General features: G+C 43.1%; 12 protein-coding genes and 1 pseudogene. 5 read left to right on the forward strand and 8 right to left on the reverse strand.

Translation table 11 applies throughout. The features are described from left to right. Nucleotides 1–117: 117 nt before the first annotated feature. Nucleotides 118–1359: a nickel pincer cofactor biosynthesis protein LarC gene (gene larC, locus NLZ44_RS09310; protein ID WP_006621567.1), complete on the reverse strand. Its 1242-nt coding sequence runs from the start codon at nucleotides 1357–1359 to the stop codon at nucleotides 118–120. A gap of 136 nt (nucleotides 1360–1495) precedes the next feature. On the opposite strand from larC, the gene NLZ44_RS09315 reads away from it, so the two are divergent. Beyond that, complete coding sequence (locus NLZ44_RS09315; RefSeq protein ID WP_493752592.1) at nucleotides 1496–2164, forward strand: L-threonylcarbamoyladenylate synthase; 669 nt, start codon at nucleotides 1496–1498, stop codon at nucleotides 2162–2164. A 46-nt stretch (nucleotides 2165–2210) separates the two neighbouring features. Here NLZ44_RS09315 and NLZ44_RS09320 read toward each other — a convergent pair whose 3' ends face one another. The 7 genes from NLZ44_RS09320 to glpX all read right to left on the reverse strand — a co-directional run bounded on the left by NLZ44_RS09320 (nucleotide 2211) and on the right by glpX (nucleotide 17360). Next, the gene (locus NLZ44_RS09320) at nucleotides 2211–5813 is read right to left on the reverse strand and encodes a WD40 domain-containing protein (protein WP_493752593.1); all 3603 of its coding nucleotides are present in this window, start codon (nucleotides 5811–5813) and stop codon (nucleotides 2211–2213) included. Between the two features lie 497 nt (nucleotides 5814–6310). Next, nucleotides 6311–9895, reverse strand: a complete 3585-nt coding sequence (locus NLZ44_RS09325; protein WP_493752594.1) for an AAA-like domain-containing protein — start codon at nucleotides 9893–9895, stop codon at nucleotides 6311–6313. A gap of 307 nt (nucleotides 9896–10202) precedes the next feature. Next, nucleotides 10203–10340 (reverse strand): hypothetical protein, encoded by a 138-nt coding sequence (locus NLZ44_RS09330; RefSeq protein WP_199456285.1) that lies wholly within the window; start codon nucleotides 10338–10340, stop codon nucleotides 10203–10205. A 39-nt stretch (nucleotides 10341–10379) separates the two neighbouring features. Continuing rightward, nucleotides 10380–11780, reverse strand: coding sequence for an AAA family ATPase (locus NLZ44_RS09335; RefSeq protein ID WP_493752595.1), 1401 nt, complete (start codon nucleotides 11778–11780; stop codon nucleotides 10380–10382). Nucleotides 11781–11935: 155 nt separating this feature from the next. Beyond that, nucleotides 11936–14662: a valine--tRNA ligase gene (locus NLZ44_RS09340; RefSeq protein WP_493752596.1), complete on the reverse strand. Its 2727-nt coding sequence runs from the start codon at nucleotides 14660–14662 to the stop codon at nucleotides 11936–11938. Between the two features lie 227 nt (nucleotides 14663–14889). Continuing rightward, nucleotides 14890–16188: a glutamyl-tRNA reductase gene (locus NLZ44_RS09345; protein ID WP_493752597.1), complete on the reverse strand. Its 1299-nt coding sequence runs from the start codon at nucleotides 16186–16188 to the stop codon at nucleotides 14890–14892. Nucleotides 16189–16322: 134 nt separating this feature from the next. Then, a complete protein-coding gene (gene glpX / locus NLZ44_RS09350; protein ID WP_493752598.1) occupies nucleotides 16323–17360 on the reverse strand; it encodes a class II fructose-bisphosphatase in 1038 nt (345 codons plus the stop codon). A 343-nt stretch (nucleotides 17361–17703) separates the two neighbouring features. On the opposite strand from glpX, the gene NLZ44_RS09355 reads away from it, so the two are divergent. From NLZ44_RS09355 to NLZ44_RS09370, 4 genes and pseudogenes are all read left to right on the forward strand, one after another. Beyond that, nucleotides 17704–18033, forward strand: a complete 330-nt coding sequence (locus NLZ44_RS09355; protein WP_111894072.1) for a thioredoxin family protein — start codon at nucleotides 17704–17706, stop codon at nucleotides 18031–18033. Between the two features lie 46 nt (nucleotides 18034–18079). Then, nucleotides 18080–19279 carry an LL-diaminopimelate aminotransferase gene (locus tag NLZ44_RS09360; protein ID WP_193520417.1) on the forward strand — a complete coding sequence of 400 codons (1200 nt, stop codon included), beginning with the start codon at nucleotides 18080–18082 and terminating at the stop codon, nucleotides 19277–19279. Between the two features lie 491 nt (nucleotides 19280–19770). After that, a complete protein-coding gene (locus tag NLZ44_RS09365) occupies nucleotides 19771–20676 on the forward strand; it encodes an NF038130 family PEP-CTERM protein (RefSeq protein WP_493752599.1) in 906 nt (301 codons plus the stop codon). Between the two features lie 230 nt (nucleotides 20677–20906). Further along, a pseudogene (locus NLZ44_RS09370) lies at nucleotides 20907–21302 on the forward strand (zinc ribbon domain-containing protein); the annotation flags it as partial. Between the last annotated feature and the right edge of the window lie 94 nt (nucleotides 21303–21396).

The following is a 21396-nucleotide window of genomic DNA, read 5'->3' on the forward strand; positions in this document are numbered from 1 at the left end:
GGTTTCTTCAGAGAAACCGGGTTTCTTTTATTCTGGGGTTTCTTTCCTATATACATAGAGACCCGGTTTCTTTTATATACACAGAGAAACCGGGTTTCTTTTATTCTGGGGTTTCTTTTATGATAATTTTTGTTGTATTAACTGCCAATGTTGTAAGGCGTTTTGATGAATATCTAGCCAGGGGATTTGATGCTGTTGGGCGAGGGTAGCGCAGTCCTCATATTCAGGATGTACATTAATAACGCGATCGCCTGAAAAAGCCACCTTAATTCTGACTAAACCATATTCAGTGTCAACCGTCTGTAATTCGCGGTCAAGAATAGTGCGACATTGCCAACTTTGACGAATCCCTAAAGTAGTAGTTTCGGCAAAGAGAATATTCCGGCAAGTATCCACAGCTTCCGGGTGACAAATCACAGTTAATAATATTCCGAGGCGAGACTTTTTCATGGTCACAGGTTGCACAAAAACATCCACCGCCCCCGCCGATAATAAAGCCTGAGAAGCATAGGCGATCGCTTGGGGGCTAAGGTCATCAATTTGAGTTTCTAATACTGCCACCATTTCCTCATCATGATCATGGAAAGTCCCCGCCAAACCATGACTTTCCGCCTTGGGTTTATCTGTATCCTCAGTTTCCCCTAACCAGAGGCGGAGAATATTAGGGATGGGAAAATTTGACGAACCCGCCCCCAGTCCCACCCGTTTCAGAATCATCGGCGGTGGCGGTCCGAATTCTGTAGCCAAAGTTACAGCGATCGCCGCCCCCGTTGGGGTAACTAATTCTCGTTCAATGCCATTGCTATAAACTGGAACACTACGCATTTCCCAGAGTTTCAGAACAGCAGGGGCAGGTACTGGTAAAATTCCATGGGCTGCCCGGAATGTGCCACCACCTACCGGAAAAGCAGAACAATAGAGGCGATCGATTTTTAGCCAGTCCAACCCCAAACAGGTTCCGACAATATCCACGATCGCATCTGTCGCCCCCACTTCGTGAAAATGTACTTTTTCCGGGTCAATACCATGAACCGCCCCTTCCGCCTCCGCCAGCTTGCGGAATACCGCTAAACTCATGTTTTCTGCCCTTGGGGGAAGTTTTGCCGCCTTGATAATGGCTTCAATGTCTGGTAGGTGGCGAGTGTGATGATCGTGGCTAGTTAGGTCTACATGAACCTTCGTGGCTTGTTGACCCTGGCGAGTTACCTTTTCAGCCCATAGCCGATATTCTTCAGCCATTCCCAGCCTTTCTAGCTGTGTCGTGAGATACTCCAGGGGAACCCCGGCATGAACTAACGCTGCGAGGCACATATCCCCAGCTATTCCAGTGGGACATTGAAGGTAGGCTATATTGATCATTTTCCGCCGTCTGGTTTGAGTGATATCGATTTTAGTTTAAAGTTATTTTACTCAAAAATTGGGCATGATCAGATCGTCATTCTGACTTTAAACTTTTAATGGTTCGATCATTATTCTAGTTCATGGACTTTATTATATGGCTACTCTGTACGAAATTCATCCCCAAAATCCCCAAAAACGCACCATTGAACAAATTAGGGATGCCCTCAAGCGTGGGGCGGTCATGCTTTACCCTACCGATACCGTTTATGCGATCGGTTGCGACCTCACCGTTAAATCTGCAGTGCAAAAGGTGCGACAAATTAAGCAGATTTCCAATGATAAACCTCTCACCTTTCTCTGTTCATCCTTATCTAATATTGCCGATTATGCCATAGTTACTGATGCCGCCTATCGCACCATCAAAAGATTGATTCCGGGGAGTTATACTTTTGTACTTCCCGCCACTAAACTGGTGCCGAAATTGGTGATGTCACCTAAGCGCAAAACTACCGGAATTAGGGTTCCTGATCATCCCGTATGTTTAGCCATTTTGGAATCTCTGGGAAACCCCGTCATTTCCACTTCCGCACATATTAAAGAAGAAGATGAACCCTCCGCCTTAATTAGGAAAATTCCCCAAGAGTATGATAAATTCCAGCTTTTTGATGCTTTGGAGAATTTGGTTGATATTATTGTTGATGATGGCGCTGATTTGGATTATCAAGTTTCCACAATTATTGATTTAAGTGCTGATGATCCTGTCTTGGTGCGGCGCGGAAAAGGATGGGAGGCGATCGCTGATTGGGATCTGCCAGAAGAATAGCTAAATAGCCCCAATTTTAGGGGCTAGGTTAAACTTTCATCAAACTTTAATTAATGCGATCGCACAAATTTCTTTCCTCATCCTTTAATTCCGGGTAATAATCCAGGTAATCTTGGATGACATAACAAGCATAACTCAACTCATCTAAATTCATAATCTCAGCCAAATTCCAGATAATGACTTGATTATCATCTCCCCCAGAAATCATCCATTTTCCATCATCACTAAAACCCACAGTCCGCACCGACCCTTGATGTCGGATCAAAGTTCTTATTTTCACCCCTTCATTAGTCCAAAGTTGAATAGTGCCATCCCAACTAGCCGAAGCAATCATCTGACCATCTGGTGAAAAAGCCACCTGATCAACAGTCCCCTGATGATGCAAAACTATCGGTTCTCTACCATCTAAAAACCATAATCTGAGCGTGTTATCTGTACTAGCAGAAGCAATCATATCACCCTGGGGACTAAAAGCCACCCCCCAAACACTACCCTGATGATTACCAATTAACCGCGTCCCAGACCCGTCTATATATACAACTCTGACTTCCGTATCCTCGCTACCTGTAACCACCATTTTACCATCAGGACTAAAGGCAATTCCCGTAATCGCTTCTGAATATTCCCACTCCCGCAAAAACTCCCCCACTCGACTCCAAAACTTCACCTTATTATCATTTCCCACCGAAGCTATAACCTCACCATTTGGCGAAAAAGCTAGTTGATTTCCCCCCATAGAATGAGCATTATTAATAACCTTTAATAACTCTCCCTCCATATTCCAGAGTCGAATACTGTCATCCCAGCTACTCGTAGCCACAATTTCACCATCAGGAGAAACCGCCAGACCAATTACACCCTTATTATGACCTTCTAGGCTTCCCAGTAAATTACCCTGCATATCCCACCGATAAACCTCTCCACCCCAACTACTAGAGAAAACTTGCTGATGGTCTGGAGTGAAAACTGCCGCCCGCACATTGTCTTGATGTCCTGATAGCACAGTAAAAAACCGATTCTTAACTTTCCAGAGTTTAACCTCCCCATGGAAGTCAGCAGAAGCCAGAGTTTCACCATCAGGACTAAAGGAAAGTTGGGTCATAGGCGCAGTATGGGAAGCGAAAGTTTGCAGGTGTCTACCGTCAGGACTCCATAAACGAATACTTCTATCCCAACTCCCAGAGGCAATTATATTACCATCAGGAGAAAAAGCCACAGTCCTAATACTATCCTGATGTTCTCCCAGTACAATGGCAGACCTTTCATTAATAGACCATAATTTCAGTTGTCTATCTCTACCTCCCGCCGCTATATACTGACCATCAGGAGAGAAAGCCAAAGCCTCAACAGGTTCTTGAGAATGTTCAAAACTAGCTACTAACTCCCCTCCTATTTCCCACAGTTTGACTCTGCCATCATCACTCACAGAAGCTATGCGTTGACCGTCTGGAGAAAAAGCTATATTTCTCACAGATTGAGTATGACCAACAAATTCATTTAATAAAGTGCCATCCCTGTGCCAAAGTTTTATAGAACCCTTGGTGCTGGCAGTGGCTATGGTGTCTTTATCCCGAATTATCAGAGCCCATATTTCTTCATCATGGGCGGGAAAGGTGAACACTAAATCACCTTCATTAGACCAAATTCTGACTTCCCCATTGCTGTGTCCCGTGGCTATATAGCCGTCCGGAAAAAAATCCATAGTTCGTAATTCATAGGTAAAATTATCGATAATCTTCTGTAGTTTTCCCCGTCGATTAAAAATTAAAACTTGATTATTTTTGTCGGTGTTCTCCCTTCCTTCAGTATGGGGATAATTGGCGCGGGCAATAATCCCTATCTGTTCCCCATCTTCCGTCCAATTCAAAGCCCAAACTCGGTCTTTGTGACGACCAAAACTATTATATTCATTCATCCCATAAACAGATTGAATCAGAACAGCATTGACTTTTTTTAGGAGATGATTTTCTACGTTTTGGACATCCTTTATCCTGATTTTTGCCCGCACAGCATTAACTAAAGCATTCAGGTTATTGTTTGATAAAAACTGACCCTCTGTGGCGGAAATTAGGGCTTCAATTTCTCGGACTTTGGTGATTTCATAGCTGGCGATCGCTCGACGATATTGGGAGTAAGCTAAACCAGCTAATCCTAGGGAGAAGAATAACGATAAGACCACCGTCGTTAACAGTCGTCGCTGTAGTCTTGAGTTTTTATATTCTTCTAAAAGTCTCGCTTCTACCGCGATTAATTTTTCCGCTTCTAAAGCCTGTTGCATAGCGGCGCGATCGCATTTTTCCGAGGCAGCTAAAAATTTATAATCACCATCACTTAAACTTTTACCTAACGCCCAAGTCCGCGCTTCTAATAACGCTTGACCTCGTAAAAGCCGAGAGTCATCAGTTTGATGAGAAGCTATCCAAGCCTCAAAGTTTTGGGAATAGGGACGTAGTAAATTTAGCTGTGTTTGAGTCCATTCTAAATTAAAAATATGCTCATAAATCGGATTTTTTACTTTTAACATATTCCCGGATTTTTCAATTAATCCAGATAGCAAAACCTCCGTTTCTTCCCGACTACCATCAAAGGGTATTTCTGTCTCTAGGAGTATTTTCTGATAAATCCCTAATAATCTTGACGAGATTTGAGAATTGCTAATTATTCTATTTCTAATGGTTCGTAAATGTTCCGGTTCATCCTGTTTCTCCCAATTGGTGATTATCTGGTCAATTACTAATTGTTTAATAAACTCTTTCTCTGATAATATATCATCAAAATTGTGGGGATTCATATCTTGATAATATTGGCAATAAATTAAATGACATAACTTCTGAGTTAAAAATGGCTGTCCTCCCGTCCAGTTTAAAATTTCTTGCAGCAAAATATCCCCATTCAAACCGGGAACATTTAATCCCTGTTGTAGGGGTTTCGCTTCCTCTAGGGTAAACCCAGAAAGTGCGATCGCTGTGCCAATATTAAAAGGGGTTCGGGTGCGATCTCTAATTAAGTCGGAGGGATTAGCTACCCCAAAAATCGCAAAATTTAACCGCTGATATGCTGGTTCAGTTGCCCTTTGATTATAACAAAATCGAATAAAGGCAAACCAATCATCTACTGGAAATGACAAACTTAAAATAGTGTCGATTTCATCAACAAAAATGCAAAATTTATCCTGGTTAAATGTAGGCAGTAAAACTTCCACTATAAACTGATTTAATTTTTGTACCAATGAAAGTTCGCCTTGTTCTTGCCACCAGATTTTAAATGGCATAGATTTTAATAACCCAAACCCGCGCCAAAGTTCTACAAAAATTCCCTTATACCACTGCATTGGGGTGACATCTTCACTACCAATAACCGTCATGTCTAACGTCGCACAACGTATTCCTTCTGCTTGTAAACGGTGGCGGGTTTGCACTAACAGAGACGATTTTCCCATCTGACGAGAGTTGAGAACATAAGCAAACTCTCCCCGTTTTAAGGCTTCATATAAGTCTGTGTCTGCCTGTCGCTTAACATAGCTAGGACAGTCTGTATGCAGACTACCCCCGACTTGATAAATTGACCGATATTCAGTTATCATAGTTAAAAATCCATAGCCAATTATGGTAATTACAGCCTGTTCAGAAATCATCTGATCACCTCTCAAAGTCCCTCTCCCTCTCTGGGATCCAGATTTAGGGTCAGGGTAATGTTTTAACCGATTTGCAAACAAGCTGTATGATAATTATCTCACTCTTACAATTGATAAAATAATCGACAGCTTGATCTTAAATTTTGGTAAAGAAAACATCGGATGCACCAAACGCCTATTTTGTCAAGATGCGAATTATTGGCCCTGGCTAAATCCTCAAAAACTCGTGCATCGCAATTTAAAACTTTCACCAAAAAATATTAATATTTCACGATATATATAGGGTTTCCAGCTTTTTTTTTGCGTGTAGTCACAAGAATGCCTTGGATGCGATTTATATGAGTATAGCAAAACCCCCATGCTGTCGTCAAGTATTTGAGAGGAGTTATCAATTAAATTGTATTAAATCTTAACATCATTTTGAAAATCAAAACTATCTTGATGAATTTATTAGTAAAAGTTATTTATTGGCGGTATTTAAAGGCTGTGGGTGAGGGTCCCAAAGGATCTATTTAATTTGGGCAAATTTGGCGATCGCCATTTTGAGTATCGGGATTAATTTGTAAGTAATCGCGCACCCATTCACAAGCATAATTCTTCACCGATTGATAATTAATAGAATTCTCGATATTCCATAGGATAGCCACCCCATCAATATCAGTAGAAATTAACCGTTGACCATCATTACTAAAATTCACCGACAAAACCCGAGTTTTAATGGTACTATGACCATTAAAAACCGCCAAGTTTTCACCATCAAGAGTCCAAAGTTTCGCACTCCCATCTGTTCCCGCTGTCGCCAGCATTTGACTATCTGGGGAAAAATTAACATCAGATACAATATCATTATGATAAGTTTTAAAACTGTTAATTAAATTGCTATTAACATCCCAAATTTTCACCATATCATCCTCAGCTACCGAAGCCAAAAAGCGACCATCACGAGAAAAATCCAAGCCTAATATAGTTCCGGTATGGTATTGACTTAGTTCCCGTTTAAGACTACCATCAATTCCCCAAATTTTCACCGTTTCACCACTACCACCAGAAGCAATTAACTGACCATCTCGGCTAATAGCAACTGTGCGGATAGTCTGTCCTTGTGAAGACCAACTGTTTTGCAAAACTCCATCTTTATTCCAAAGTTTGATAGTGCCATCACCACCACCACTTACCAGAAATTCACCATTAGGACTAAAAGCCACCGACCAAACAGGTCCAGTATGTTCAGTTAAAGTGTTGAGTAAAGTTATGTTGGTTCCATCAGGTGAAATTTGCCACAGTTGAACAATATTGTCATAGCTACCAGTAGCTAAAATCTGATTTTGATAATCAAAACTGACCGACAAAACTCCCCCCTGGGTAGTAGGAATAGTCTGTAGTAACTCCCCATTAACTCGCCAAATTTTGAGAGTTTTATCATCACTAGCAGTTACCACAAAACTGTCATCCTCAGAAAATACGGCATCTAAAATTCCCCGATTATGTCCCCTCAAAATTGTGAGACTAGGGTGGTCAAAACTCCAGAGTCTAAGAGTTTTATCATTGCTTACGGAAGCCAGAGTTTTACCATCAGGACTAAAGCTAACATTCCAGACCTGTTGTTCATGACCTTCTAGGGTATATAACAAATTGCCATCTATATCCCACAGCTTAATATTATTAGCTAAATCAGCGGTAGCAAAAGCGATACCTAAACGGCGGATAATGCTATCGGGAGGACTAATAGCCACAGACCAAACCCAACCTTCCTGGGAGGGTAAAGTAGTAATCAGACTGCCATCAAGTCCCCACACTTTGGCTGTACCGTCATTGCTACCGGAAACGATAGTTTTGCCATCGGGGGAGAACACCACGTCCCAAACTGGGTTTTGGTGTCCCCTAAAGGTATTAACTAGACTGCCATCTATTCCCCATAGTTTCACGGTGTGGTCTTTGCTGCTGGTGGCGATATTTTGACCATCTGGAGAAAAAGCGATCGCCTCTACAGCATCATCATGACCTGTTAAAGTCAGGTAAAGATAAGCATTAGCCCATCCCTGGTCACCCCGTCGCCACAGTTGCACTGTTTTGTCTTGACTGGCTGTTCCTATGGTTTGACCATCTGGAGAAAAAGCGATCGCTCTCACACCCTTTTCATGGAGATTTAGGGTAGTAACTAAATTACCATCAACAGTCCATACTTTGGCTGTTTTGTCTAAACTAGCTGAAGCTAAAAATTGACCATCCGGCGAAAAAGCCACATCAAAAACGTCCCCTTCATGACCATGAAAAACCTGCAATAAATTACCTCGTCTATCCCAGAGTTTAATAGTTTTATCATTACTGCTAGTAGCCATATATTCACCGTAATGAGAGAAAGTAACTCGCCAAATTAAATGGTGGTGGGCTACAATTCTATTGAACTCATCAGCGCGGAAAAATGCCCGGCTAACCGTCTCTTGTACTCTCTGGATAATTTCGGGATTAGGTGATTGGATAGTTTCAATTTTTGCGTTTACATCTAAAGCAGATAATAAAGCATCTAAGTGATAATTTTGGGTGAATAAAGTATTCGCAGAATTTAAAATGGCACTAACTTCGTTAATTCTCGCTTTTTTTTCATTAATTGAAGCCCGTCGATATAAATTAAATATCTCCAATGCTAACAGGGAAGTTATCGCCAAACCAAAGGTTAAAACCCCGATAAATATTTGTTGTTGTTTGGCGGTTTTTTGTTCCTGTAATAATCTTTTTTTCTGTTCTTGTAATTGGTTAGCAATAGCTTGCGATCGCTCAATTTCTAGTTGCTGTCTAACTTGCATTTGTTCCAGTTCAGCCGAAGCATTTAAAAACTGATAATCTACCGGACTTAAAACCTTACCTACCATCCATTTTTGAGCATCTTTTAAAGCCTGTCCTCGCAGCAGTCGAGATTCATCAGTTTTACCAGAAAGTACCCAGGCTTCAAAAGTTTGAGAATAGGGTCGTAAATTACTTAACTTTTTCTCCACCCATTCTTGATTAAAAATACTTTGATAAATTTTGTTTTTTACCCTTAAATAATTGTGGTACTTAATCACCAATCCAGACATGATTAATTCCGTCTGTTCTGCACTTCCGTCAGTCTCAACTATCATACCTCTTAAAACTTGCTGATAAAGACTTAGCAAATTAGCCAGACTTTTTTGATTTTGCAATAATCGATTAGAGATAGTTCTTAAATGTTCCGGTTCGTCGTGATATTCCCAATTGTCAATAATGTAATCTTGAACAATTTTATAGATAATCTTTTCTTCTGTTTTGGACTCCCAGAACTTATGTTTCTCTTCTTTCAATATATCCACATATAAAATATTACAAATTTTCTGAGTTAAAAAAGGCTGTCCTCTCGTCCAATTTAAGATACTCTTCAGCAGACGACGAGAATTTTTACCCGGAATCATTAAACCTGTCATTAAGGGTTCAGCTTCCTTTAAAGTAAATCCTGATAACTGTATAGCTTTACCAATATTGAACGGCGTGCGATTTTTATCTTTAATTAAATCCGAAGGGGTAGCCACTCCAAAAATCGCAAAAGTAATCCGATTATATTCGGGATTAACAGCCCTTTCATTGTAACAATAACGGATGAAAGCAAAAAAATCATCCACCGGGAATGGTAAACTTAAAATACTGTCTATTTCATCCACAAATATAAATAGGTATTGGTCGGGTAAATGTTTTAATAACTCTTCAATAAATTGACTTAAACGCTGCAATAAAGATAGGTCTTCTCGTTCATTCCACCAACTTTTCAGCGGAAATTTACTGGTTAGCTTAAAACCTGTCCATAAAAATGTTAAAATCCCTTTATACCATTGTAAAGGTGTCACATTTTCACTACCAATACAAGTCATATCTAAGCTGATACATTTCAGCGACTCCTGTTGTAGCCTATGGGAAGTCCGCACCAACAGGGACGATTTACCCATTTGGCGACTATTGAGAACATAGCAAAATTCCCCGGATTTCAAGGCTTGATAGAGTTCCCTATCCGCCGCCCTCTCTACATAGGTCGGTGAGTCTCTATGAAGGCTACCACCTACTTGATAAATTGATTGAGACTCAAGTATCATGAAATTACATCGATGATGGATTATAGTTAATTATTCGCCCATAAAAAAGCACATTCGATAAAATCTCGATTTTGTCAATAGCCTAATTTTCCGCCTTGGCTAAATCCTCAAAAACTCCTGTATCGCAATTTTAAATTTTAGCCACAAAATATTAATATTTCACGATATATATAGGGTTTGCGGGTGTTTTTTCAGTTTAGGCACAATCACCGATTCCCAGGGATTTCTGTCAGTATAGCAAAACCTCCATTCTGTCGTCAAGTATTTGAGGTTACTGATATTGAGGCGATCGCATTCGCATCTCAAATTATGCTTTTTCTAAGAACACTCGGAAATAAATTTCTTGCTGATACTTAACCGATAAATAGTGCTTCGGTATTTCCTCTATATTGTCATCGTCTATTGTTATAGGATAGAGCGATCGCTTTAATTTGTGCTGATTCATCAATTAACTCTGACAGAATTCGATAATCTACCTCCCACACTAAAACCCTTCTCCCCAGACGATCGCTTCTTGAATTTTATTCATGGCTTCAATGGCAGTGTCAAAGCTGGAAATTTCAATACCTAAATCTGGTGTAATCTTGGCAGCCGTTAAGGTTGGGCAGCGACTTCGCCTCGATTTGCCGGGTAATTGAACAAGGGCTTCTTCAGCGATATAAACTTTAACACGACTAGCATCGAGAATTTCATCTGGTTGATAGCCTGCTTGTTGGGCAATTTCCTGAATGTGGGGTTTATCGGAATTGAGCATAATCAGGGTGTTCAATTCCTTAACAATATAATCACTGTGGGTCGTGATCAATACCTTGATGCCACTGTTGATCAACCGAGCAATTAAACGAGCAATTCGACGTTGGTTTTCTGGATGCAAGTTTAGTTCAGGTTCATCAATAATTAGTAATTCACCCCTTTGGGCAATATGTTTTAAATAAAAGCCAAGATCCAGTAAAGAACGAACGGCGCTAGAACTTTCATCCATGGTTAACTGAGCTTTTTTATTACCCGTAGGAATATAGTAGAGTTCATCATTTTTGGTAACAACATAACGACCGCCAATAATATCATCAAAATCATCTAAAATGCCGGATTTTATTTCACTTAACTGACTGTTGCGTTTAGATATTGCCTCTAAATTACGCAGAAACTCAACATTAGTCCGAATGGGTAACGCATAATCTTCATAGCCCCTGGAAAAGAGCAGTTTAAACCTATCTTTTTCCCCTTCAACTTGGCTCAGTTCATCCAGGAGGCGATTACGGGCAAAATTGAGTTCTTTGCGAAAAATAGCCGTACCGGTTCTTTCTGAACTGGCGATAAAAGGACGCGGAAAAAATCGAGAAAACAGGATATTTTTAATTGAATCACTAATAATTTTCCTGATGATTTGTCGAGGAAAATTCAGATTTTCCTTTGTGGCTAAGAGTGTAACCGTCAATTCTGGGCTATTTACAGGTTTGATTAGTGAAAAGATTTGCTGATCAGAACCTCTGGCTCCTATATTGGTTTCATAGACATCATCAAAAAAATCTCTATTGAAATCTAAAAAAACTTCAAAGGTTGTCTGGGCGAACCTGGCTCCGTTTGTCCCAAAGATTTCCGCCAGACTGTTGGTGTAGGCTTGGCAGGCTTTGGATAGGATTTTTTCTGGGGAATCAATATCAGTGAGGAGGTTTATAGTCGCCAATCCTTGATTTAAAATCTGGTCAATAATATCATTGGCAATTTCCACTTCAAATCCATCTCTCCATGTGTCTAAAAATCCAAACAAAGCATAGGTCACATAGGTTTTGCCAGAGTTATTTTGCCCACAAATAATCGTGAGATCTCCTAATTCGAGTTCCGCTTGTTTGATAACACCTAAATTTTGAACGTTTATTTTCATTAATAATTTAAGTGCGAGAATTTTACATCTCCATGGTACTGGCCTTTGGAGGCTCTGGCTCCAGGGTTGCGTTTCTTAACAATCTTGGGAAATCCAAAATACTTTTTTAGTACGATGATAGTCAGTGGGGAAAATTCCCCACAGTTAGGAAAACCCTAAAAACCACTCAAACGGCTTTGGAGAATTTCGGCTTGTTTCTCAGCTTCGGCTAAAGCATCTCGCGCCCCCTGTACAACCTGCGGGTCGGCTTTATCGACAAAATTAGGATTACTTAAACGCTTGGTATAGCTGTCAATTTCTTTCTGAATTTTTGCCAATTTCTTCTCGGTTCGTTGCTTCAAGGCTGGTAAATCAACTACCCCCGCCAAAGGAATTAAGGCTTGAATAGTCCCGACTACCCCGGCGATAGTTTGACCTTCATTTCCGGTTAGGGCTTCTGTAATCACCAAGTTATCCACCCCAGCAATTTTATTAATATAGACCTCTCCCCGCTGCAAAATCTCCCTTTCTTTGGCATTTTCACTTTGCAGAATCGCCGTAACTTTCACCTTGGGTTTAATATCAGCGTCGGCGCGCAAATTTCGGAGAGTGCGAATTGTGCCGATAATTAAATCAAAATCGGTTTCTAAGTCGGAACTGATCATCTGTTCTTGCAATACTGGATAAGTCTGCACCGCCAAACAATCTTGTTCCCCGGTTTGGGTTAAGGTGTGCCAAATTTCCTCGGTAATGTGTGGCATAAAAGGATGTAATAGCTTTAAAATGCCTTCTAAAATGTAGGCGAGTACCTGCTGGGCTACTTTCTGAGAAACGCCACCATCTCCCTGTAAACGATACTTGGCTAACTCAATATACCAGTCGCAAAAGTCACCCCAAATAAACTCATATAAGCCTTTAGCTGCTTCCCCTAAACTGTAAGCATTCATATAATCACAAGTTTGCTTGACAGTTTGGTTAAAACGAGACAAAATCCAGCGATCGCTTAATTCCAACTCCTCGAAATTCGGTGTTCCCAATTGTGCGGGAGTTTGTCCTTTCAGGTTCATCAACACAAACCGGGCGGCATTCCAGAGTTTATTAGTAAAATTCCGGGAAGCCTCCACGGACGGCGACTCATCCTTGCTGCGGTCATACTCTAAACGGATATCCTGTCCTGCGCCGATCACTTCCCGCATTAAAGTATAACGCAGGGCATCAGTCCCATATTTATCAATCAACAATAACGGGTCGATACCATTTCCGGCTGATTTCGACATCTTTTTGCCATTTTCATCCAGGATTAAACCATGGATATAAACGGTTTGAAAAGGCATTTGGTCCGTAAAATATCCCCCCATCATCGTCATTCTAGCCACCCAGAAAAAGATAATATCAAACCCAGTAGACAGAGTATTGGTCGGGTAATAGGTTTGCAAATCGGGGGTTTTTTCCGGCCATCCCAAAGTCGAAAACGGCCACAAACCAGAGGAAAACCAGGTATCGAGAACATCGGGATCTTGCTGAAGTTTTACCCCTTCTCCAAAGGAGGCGATCGCTTTTTCCTGTGCTTCTGCTGCTGTCCGCGCCACCAGAAAAGGAGTATGATCAGTAATTTCTCCCCCAGTTTCACTCACCGCATACCAAGCCGGAATTTGATGTCCCCACCACAGTTGACGAGAAATGCACCAATCTTCTAATTTCACCAACCAGTCACGATAGACTTTTTGCCATCTTTGGGGGACAAAATTCGGGCTATGTTGATTATCCAAAGATACCAAAGCCCGATCAGCCAACGGTCTAATCTTGACAAACCACTGAGTAGATAATAGCGGTTCAACCGGAACTTTTCCGCGATCGCTATAAGGTACAGAATGGCTATAGTCTTCTATTTTCACCAAAAACCCTTCGCTTTCCAAGCGTTTCACCACATTTTGGCGCGCTACAAACCTATCTTGTCCGACAAACGGTCCGCTATTCTCATTCAAAGAACCGTTTTTATTCATAATATTAATCATCGGCAAATTATGCCTTTTTCCCATCTCGAAATCATTAGGATCATGGGCGGGAGTAACCTTAACGCAACCCGTCCCAAATTCCGGATCAACTAACTCGTCCCCAATGATAGGAATTTCCCGATTCATAATTGGCAAAGTCAGAGTTTTACCAATCAAATTTTGATAGCGTTTATCCTTAGGATTAACCGCCACAGCCGTATCACCTAACATAGTTTCCGGGCGAGTAGTCGCCACTTCCACAAACCCACTACCATCACTCAGAGGGTAGCGAAAATGCCATAAATTGCCATTAACTTCCTTATTTTCCACTTCCAGATCCGACACCGCCGACTCACTAGCGGGACACCAATTCACCAAATATTCACCCCGATAAATTAAGCCATCTTCATACAAACGCACAAAGGCTTCAATTACCGCTTTTGATAATCCTTCATCCAGCGTAAACCGTTCACGAGTCCAGTCACAGGACACCCCCAAACGTCGCAATTGATTAACAATTGTACCACCGGACTCTTGTTTCCACTGCCAAGCCCGGTCTAAAAACTTATCCCTGCCCAAATCATAGCGAGTTTTACCTTCTTCTCGCAATTGTCGCTCTAAAATAGTCTGTACTGCTATACTAGCGTGATCAGTTCCCGGTAAATATAGCGTATTATAACCGCGCATCCGATGATAGCGAATTAACGCATCAATCAGGGAATTATTGAAAGCGTGACCCATGTGGAGACTTCCCGTCACGTTGGGGGGGGGAATCATGATACAGTAGGGTTCACCTGGATGGTTAGGGTCTGCTTTAAAGACCTGCTTCTGTTCCCAGTATTGCTGCCATTTGGCTTCGGTGGAGAAAGGGTCGTATTGGGGCGCTAGTGTGGGAATAGTTGCAGTCATAGCAGATTAATCGACAGTTTAAGCTGATTACTCGTTCCTAAATATTTTGCCACATCAAGGCATAAATTACAGTAGTTGATTAGATTATTAGTTATTCTCGCCCCTGGCGGTCATCGTAACCGCTACTATTCAGCGCTGTAGAGCGTGTTTTTCCTGTGGTGTGACCAGCCCAGACCCACCCCAAACCCCTTTTATGGAGGATGGGGGGGACTGAATCCGTTGATAGTCTAACTGTATTGTTGACCAGATATAGCTTCTGGGTCAAGGTTAAAGAGAGTTTGCAGGGTTTGCATAGCCCGGCGGCGGGCTTCAATATCCTGCTGCGATCGCAATTGTACCATAGGATCATGGAGAATTTTATTGACAATACCCCTAGTCAGGGCTTCAATAACCTCCTGATGCTTTTCCGCAAATTCCGATCCCAAACGAGATAAGGCTTTTTCCAGTTCCTGTTCTCTAATGCCTTCAATCTTATCGCGCAGACAGTTAATGGTCGGAACCGTTTCCAAACTCCGCCACCAGACATCAAAGGCTTCCACCTCTTCTTCAAGAAGAACCTCCGCCTCCTGCGCCATTTGGCGGCGGCTTTCATAGTTTTGGGCTACCACCGCCTTTAAGTCATCCACATTAAACGCCTGAATTCCTGGTAACTCCGTGACATCAGTCGCCACATTCCGAGGAACAGAAATATCCACCAACATTAGAGACTGGTTAGGCGCTAAAGTAGTCTCTAATTTAGCCCTATCTAAAATCGGTTCCGTCGCACCTGTGCTAGTAAAGACGATATCGGAATTAGCCACAACAGCCATCATTTCCGAGAGAGGACACAAGTTCAAATCCGCTTCTCTAAATTGACTCGCCAACTCTTGCGATCGCTTTAACGAACGATTTATAATAGAGATGTGGTTCGCCCCCTTAGAGAGCAGATGTTGTACCAATAGGCGAGACATTTTACCCGCCCCAACAATAGCCACTCGGTAATCAGACAGATCCTGAACTTTCATCTGCACCAATTCCACAGCCGCAGAACTAATAGAAACCGCCCCGGTACCAATGCTAGTTTCTGTCCGCACCCGTTTACCAGCCGTCAAGGCTTGTTTAAATAAACGATTGAGAATGCGCCCTATTCCCTTGTATTGCTGACCCAACTTGTGAGTTTGCTTAACTTGGGCGAGGATCTGTCCTTCTCCCAGAACCAAACTATCCAATCCCGCCGCCACTCGCATTAGGTGCATAATCGCATCATCGTGGAGAAGCGTAAATAGATGGGGACGCAGTTCAGCCAGGGGTAGTTGACTCGACTCCGACAGAAACTGAGTCACTTCCCTAATTCCCGGTTGAGCCTCAACTGTGACCAAATAGATTTCCAAGCGATTACAGGTACTAAGAATCGCCACCTCTTCCAAATGAGGATAGCTCAACAAATGCGCGATCGCCCCTTCTATCTGAGGTTCTGGAATACTGAGTTTTTCACGGACGTTAACTGGAGCCGTTTTGTGACTAAGACCTACGACTGCAATATTCATAAAACGGTTTAGTGTTTCGGTTTTTTTATTAGTGCATGGGATCAGGTTTAAGCCATCTCCGGTGTTTCTGCTTTCAGCCTACAGAAATCCACAAAATCTGTGCAATTTCCCTGATCCCGTTTCCCGACAGGAAACTAGCGAAGCTGAATATTTTTCGGCTTCTCAAACATATGGATAGTATCTACAAAGCGAGCCGTTTTCGACTGAGAGGAAATTACCAAGCTCTGAGTCCGAGCGCCGCCACCGAAGAAGCGAACCCCCTCCATCAGAGTACCAGAAGTAATACCACAGGCCGCAAATAGAACAGTTCTGCCGTTAGCCAGTTCTTCTGCATTATAGACCTTATCGGGATTTTCAATCCCCATATCTTTCAAGCGAGCGATGTTGCTTTCCTTGCTTTCACCGATCAGACCAGTCTTGACGACTTCTGGGTCGTAGATCAATTGTCCTTGGAAGTGACCCCCCAGACAGCGCATAGCAGCAGCAGAAATCACCCCTTCAGGAGCCGCACCAATACCCATCAGAGCATGAATGTTAGTTCCAGAGAAAGCACAGGAGATAGCTGCGGACACATCCCCATCACTAATCAGACGAACCCTAGCACCAGCTTCCCGAATTTCCTTAATCAGTTCCTTGTGGCGGGGGCGATCCATAACCACAACCACTAATTCCTCAACCGCGCGACCCATGCAGTCCGAGATAATCTGGAGGTTTTCTGTAGCTGATTTGTTAATATCAACATGACCACGAGCTACCGGAGGGGCTGCTAGTTTCTTCATGTAGAAGTCAGGAGCCGCAAAAAGCCCCCCCTTCTCAGAAATAGCCAGCACAGCCATCGAGCCATTTTGACCGTAGGCTACCAGGTTAGTTCCTTCGCAGGGGTCAACCGCGATGTCAATTTCTACCAATTCTTCTGGGTTACAAAACGCCGACGCATTTTCCTGGGTGCAGATACCTACCTCTTCACCAATGTAGAGCATAGGAGCCTCATCGCGCTCCCCTTCACCGATGACGATACGACCGCGCATATGAATTTGATTCATCCGTTGGCGCATGGCTTCCACAGCCACATGGTCGGCGGTATTTTTTTCGCCTTTACCCATCCATCGAGCCGAAGCGATCGCCGCTTGCTCCACTACCTCAATAATCTCTAAACCAATAGCGTTATCCACGAGTTTTATCCTCCCAACATCTGAGACTGCCTGATTGTGCGGGCTGGTTCAGTAAACAGCCTCTATATGCAACAGGTTATTTGTGAACCCGCCCCTAAGCACTCCCAGTGTTCAAGTCTATCAGGTTATTGAGAGCCTATATGCAGCGAATTGAAATCCTCCTAATAATCTTAACAAATCGTTAATTACCCTCCGCCGACTGTGCCACCCTTCTGTCCCCCTCAAAAGTTAAATTTTGTTGCATTTGGGCGATCGCACCCCCATTCAGGACTGCCCTCGTCACAATTTTGCACTATGGTAATCTAATTATTGATCAGGAAGTGGTACTAGCCGAGCAGCTTTAATGAGTAGCAACGTCATTGTCATTCAAGATTCCCAATTTGAAACCGAAGTCCTGGGTAATACTGGACAGCCGACTTTAGCCTACTTCTGGGCTCCCTGGTGTGGTCCTTGTCGTCTGGTTTCCCCCTCCGTCCAAGCCGTAGCAAATACTTACAGCGATCGCCTAAAAGTAGTTAAACTAGAAGTTGACCCCAACCCCCAAGCAGTTAAACTCTGTCAAGTGGAAGGGGTCCCAGCCTTGAGGCTATTTATGGGCGGAGAAATTATCGCCTCCCTAGAGGGAGCAATTACCAAAGACAAGCTAATTGAGTGGATTGACCCTCACCTGTAGAATCTGTAAATCTCTTATTGAGTCCCGTTTGCGTCGGAGTTGAATTATGCAATTTTCTAAGCGACTAGAACCTCTACGGTCTAATGTATTTGCTGATATGGATCGAGCCAAAGCCAAAGCATTGGCCGCCGGACAAGATCTCATTGACTTGTCTTTAGGTTCTTCCGATGTACCTGTGGCTAATCACATTATCGATCGCATTCGGGACTCCCTCGACGATACTACAACCCACGGTTACGCCTTATTCCGCAATACTAAGGATTTTCGAGATACCGCCGCTCACTGGTACACTCAAAAGTATGGCGTACCCGTTGACCCGGAAACCGAAGTTCTGCAACTTATAGGCTGTCAGGAAGGGACAGGACATCTACCCTTAGCTATTCTGGACCCCGGAGATTTTGCCCTCTTGCAAGATCCAGGCTATCCTTCCCACGCTGGGGGAGTATATATAGCCGGGGGGCAAATTTATCCCATGACTATGTTAGCCGAAAATGGCTTTCTGCCAAAGTTTGAGGAAATTCCCGAAGCCGTATTGGCTCAAGCTAAAATGATGGTCTTGAGTTATCCCCATAATCCCACAACCGCGATCGCTCCCTTATCATTTTTTCAGGAAGCCGTAGCCTTTTGTCAAAAAAATGATCTCGTCCTCGTTCATGATTTCCCCTACGGGGATTTTGTCTTCCCAGAAGGCAATGCCCTCAATAATGATGCCATTGCCCCCTCGATCTTGCAAGCAGACCCCCAGAAAACCGTCTCCATAGAGTTTTTTACCTTTTCCAAGTCCTATAATATGGGAGGCTTCCGTATCGGTTTCGCCGTCGGAAATCCTCAGTTGATTCTCGCTCTGCGACAGGTCAAGGCCGCGATCGACTTTAATCAGTATCGTGGTATTCTTAATGGAGCGATCGCTGCCTTAACCGGCTCCCAGGAATTAATTAGCCACACCGTTGATACCTTCCGAGAAAGGCGCGATGTCTTTGTTAAAGCCCTCCATGACATCGGTTGGGATGTACCTACCCCCATAGCCACCCTCTACATTTGGGCAAAACTCCCCCAACCCTGGAGTCAAGATTCTATCCGCTTCTGCGCCCAATTAGTCCAACAAACCGGAGTCGCCGTATCTCCCGGCGTTGGCTTTGGTAAATCCGGCGAAGGATATGTCCGCTTTGCTCTCGTCCATCCCCCAGAAGTCTTAAAAGTCGCCGTAGACAGGATTGCCCAATTCTTGCAGTCCCACCAGCCCTAAGCCAGCTAATACCTAACTTACTACAACTCATTATAGGAGCCGGTTCTCGACAATTCCCAGCACTGGTCTGGGTTTCATCGAGTCCGGCTCCCTTAAATATACGGATCAATCTCTTAAACATCACCCCCAAAACACTGTAATTTTCCGTAGAAATACGGAGTATTTTTAACCATCATCAGACAAATCTTAGACCACATCAAATTTGCCAATAACTTTATATAAAATCACCATAACTTTACAGAACCTTTATAGACTTTTCCCCAACCGTCAACTATAATGAACACAGAGTCAAAAAAACAGCAGGCGTTAAATTTATGTCTATATTAAAGACTCTACGCCCTAAATGAAAAGCGCACAACCGATGAAAAAAGCGGTGTCATCTACGAAAAACTAATAATAATTAAACAAAATCCCTTTTCAGGTAAAGCTGATTACAGCTTCCCAAAAGGACTAACTCAACCCTCAACCATTCACTTTAGGAGACTTCAATCATGGCTGGACTTATCAACAAATTCTTAGTTAGTGCCTCCCTTGCCGCAGGTATGACCGCAATGGTCGCCGCTCCTGTCCTAGCCCAAAACTTCAGAATCGAAGGTGAAGACCATATCCTCTACGATGCCCGAGACACTACTGGTGACGGTTTAGTTGACCAAACCTATGAAAACTCTTCTGCAAACATCGACGACATTTTGCGGAGGCTAGACGGAACCCCCGGCGGTAACATTGAATTGTTCTCCAGCAGTCACATTAATGATGCCACCTATCGGTATCGGGTAGGAAGACAGTGGCATGAATGGAAGTATAACTCATCTTTCTATGGTGGTGTAAGAACCAGCCTGATTGGTGAAGTTAACGGTAAAACCCTGACCATCAGTAGCCTCAACTCCTCGGACTGGTTCGGAAGTGATGGTACAACAGCGTATGGCAATGATGACCTAGCAAACCGTTGGTTTGGTCAGTTATTGGACAACTACCAACCTGATTTAGGAAGAATCGGTAGACAAACGGCTTTTAATACCTTTTTGGGTATGTATGGTTTTGAACGCGCCAGCGACCCCAACATCTCCTACATTGAAAGCGATCGTAACGGCATTGAAATCGGTTTAGCCGGACATATGGACTTAGGTAATGTCTACGGAGACTGGTTTGCCGGTTGGCAGGCTAGTGAAATTCTCAGGTATGAATATGACGGAGTAGTTGATTATCTGTGGAGTTTCAGTGCTACTGCTACTGGACTAACTGAGTACACTGATGGAACTTCCCACAACGGTCTTTACAAAGTCTTCATTCCTACAGGTGACGTGCCTTCTGTTCCTGAACCTTCCACTATGTTAGGTCTGATGGCTGTTGGCGGTTTGTTTGCAGCCTCTTCCCGCAAGTCTCGGAAAAATAGCTAATTAGCTTCCTGTTAGCTACAACTAGCATCCATATCATTTTAAACACTAGCCCGGTGGTAGAGAGCTTAATTTAATCGCAGATTAGTTGAACCAATTAGGGCGATGCGCTACAAGACCAAGTATGGTGCGAGACCTTCGGGTATGAAATAGAGCTGAAATGGGCGTGGGGACTACCCGGTGAGGACTTCAACCCCTTGGTTGATTGGGTCGCATCCCTGACCATCCCATAACACAGCCTGATTTTTTGGCCCACCTTCGAGACTTCCAATATGGTTGCCAAGGTGAAGCGTCTAATCAGCTCTAAGACTGCCCGCGCCATGCTGACATGGGCGCATTATCGATTCAAACTAACCCTGAGACATCAAGGGGAAATAACTGGAACCACAGTTGTAGATGTGACGGAAGAATACACCAGCAAAACCTGTACTCACTGTGGTCATGTGCATTCCCAGCTAGGTGGCTCAAAAGTGTTCCGATGTCCGGAGTGTGGGTTCACTCTACCCAGGGACTGGAACGGTGCTTTGGGAATCTTTCTAAAAGCTTTGCGGGATACCGCCTCTGTTACCTTAACGGGTAATAGTGCTATCGTCGCATTGTCAGGCAATAGCCGGATAAATGTCGCGTAAATGTATCAGTTGACTTGAATCAGAGTCTTTTTCTCTACCACTTGGGCTTTTAACTTGTCCGTATCCTGGGGAGTGCCATCTTCTGGGCCTGTTG

It is taken from the genome of Arthrospira sp. PCC 9901 (assembly GCF_059013425.1).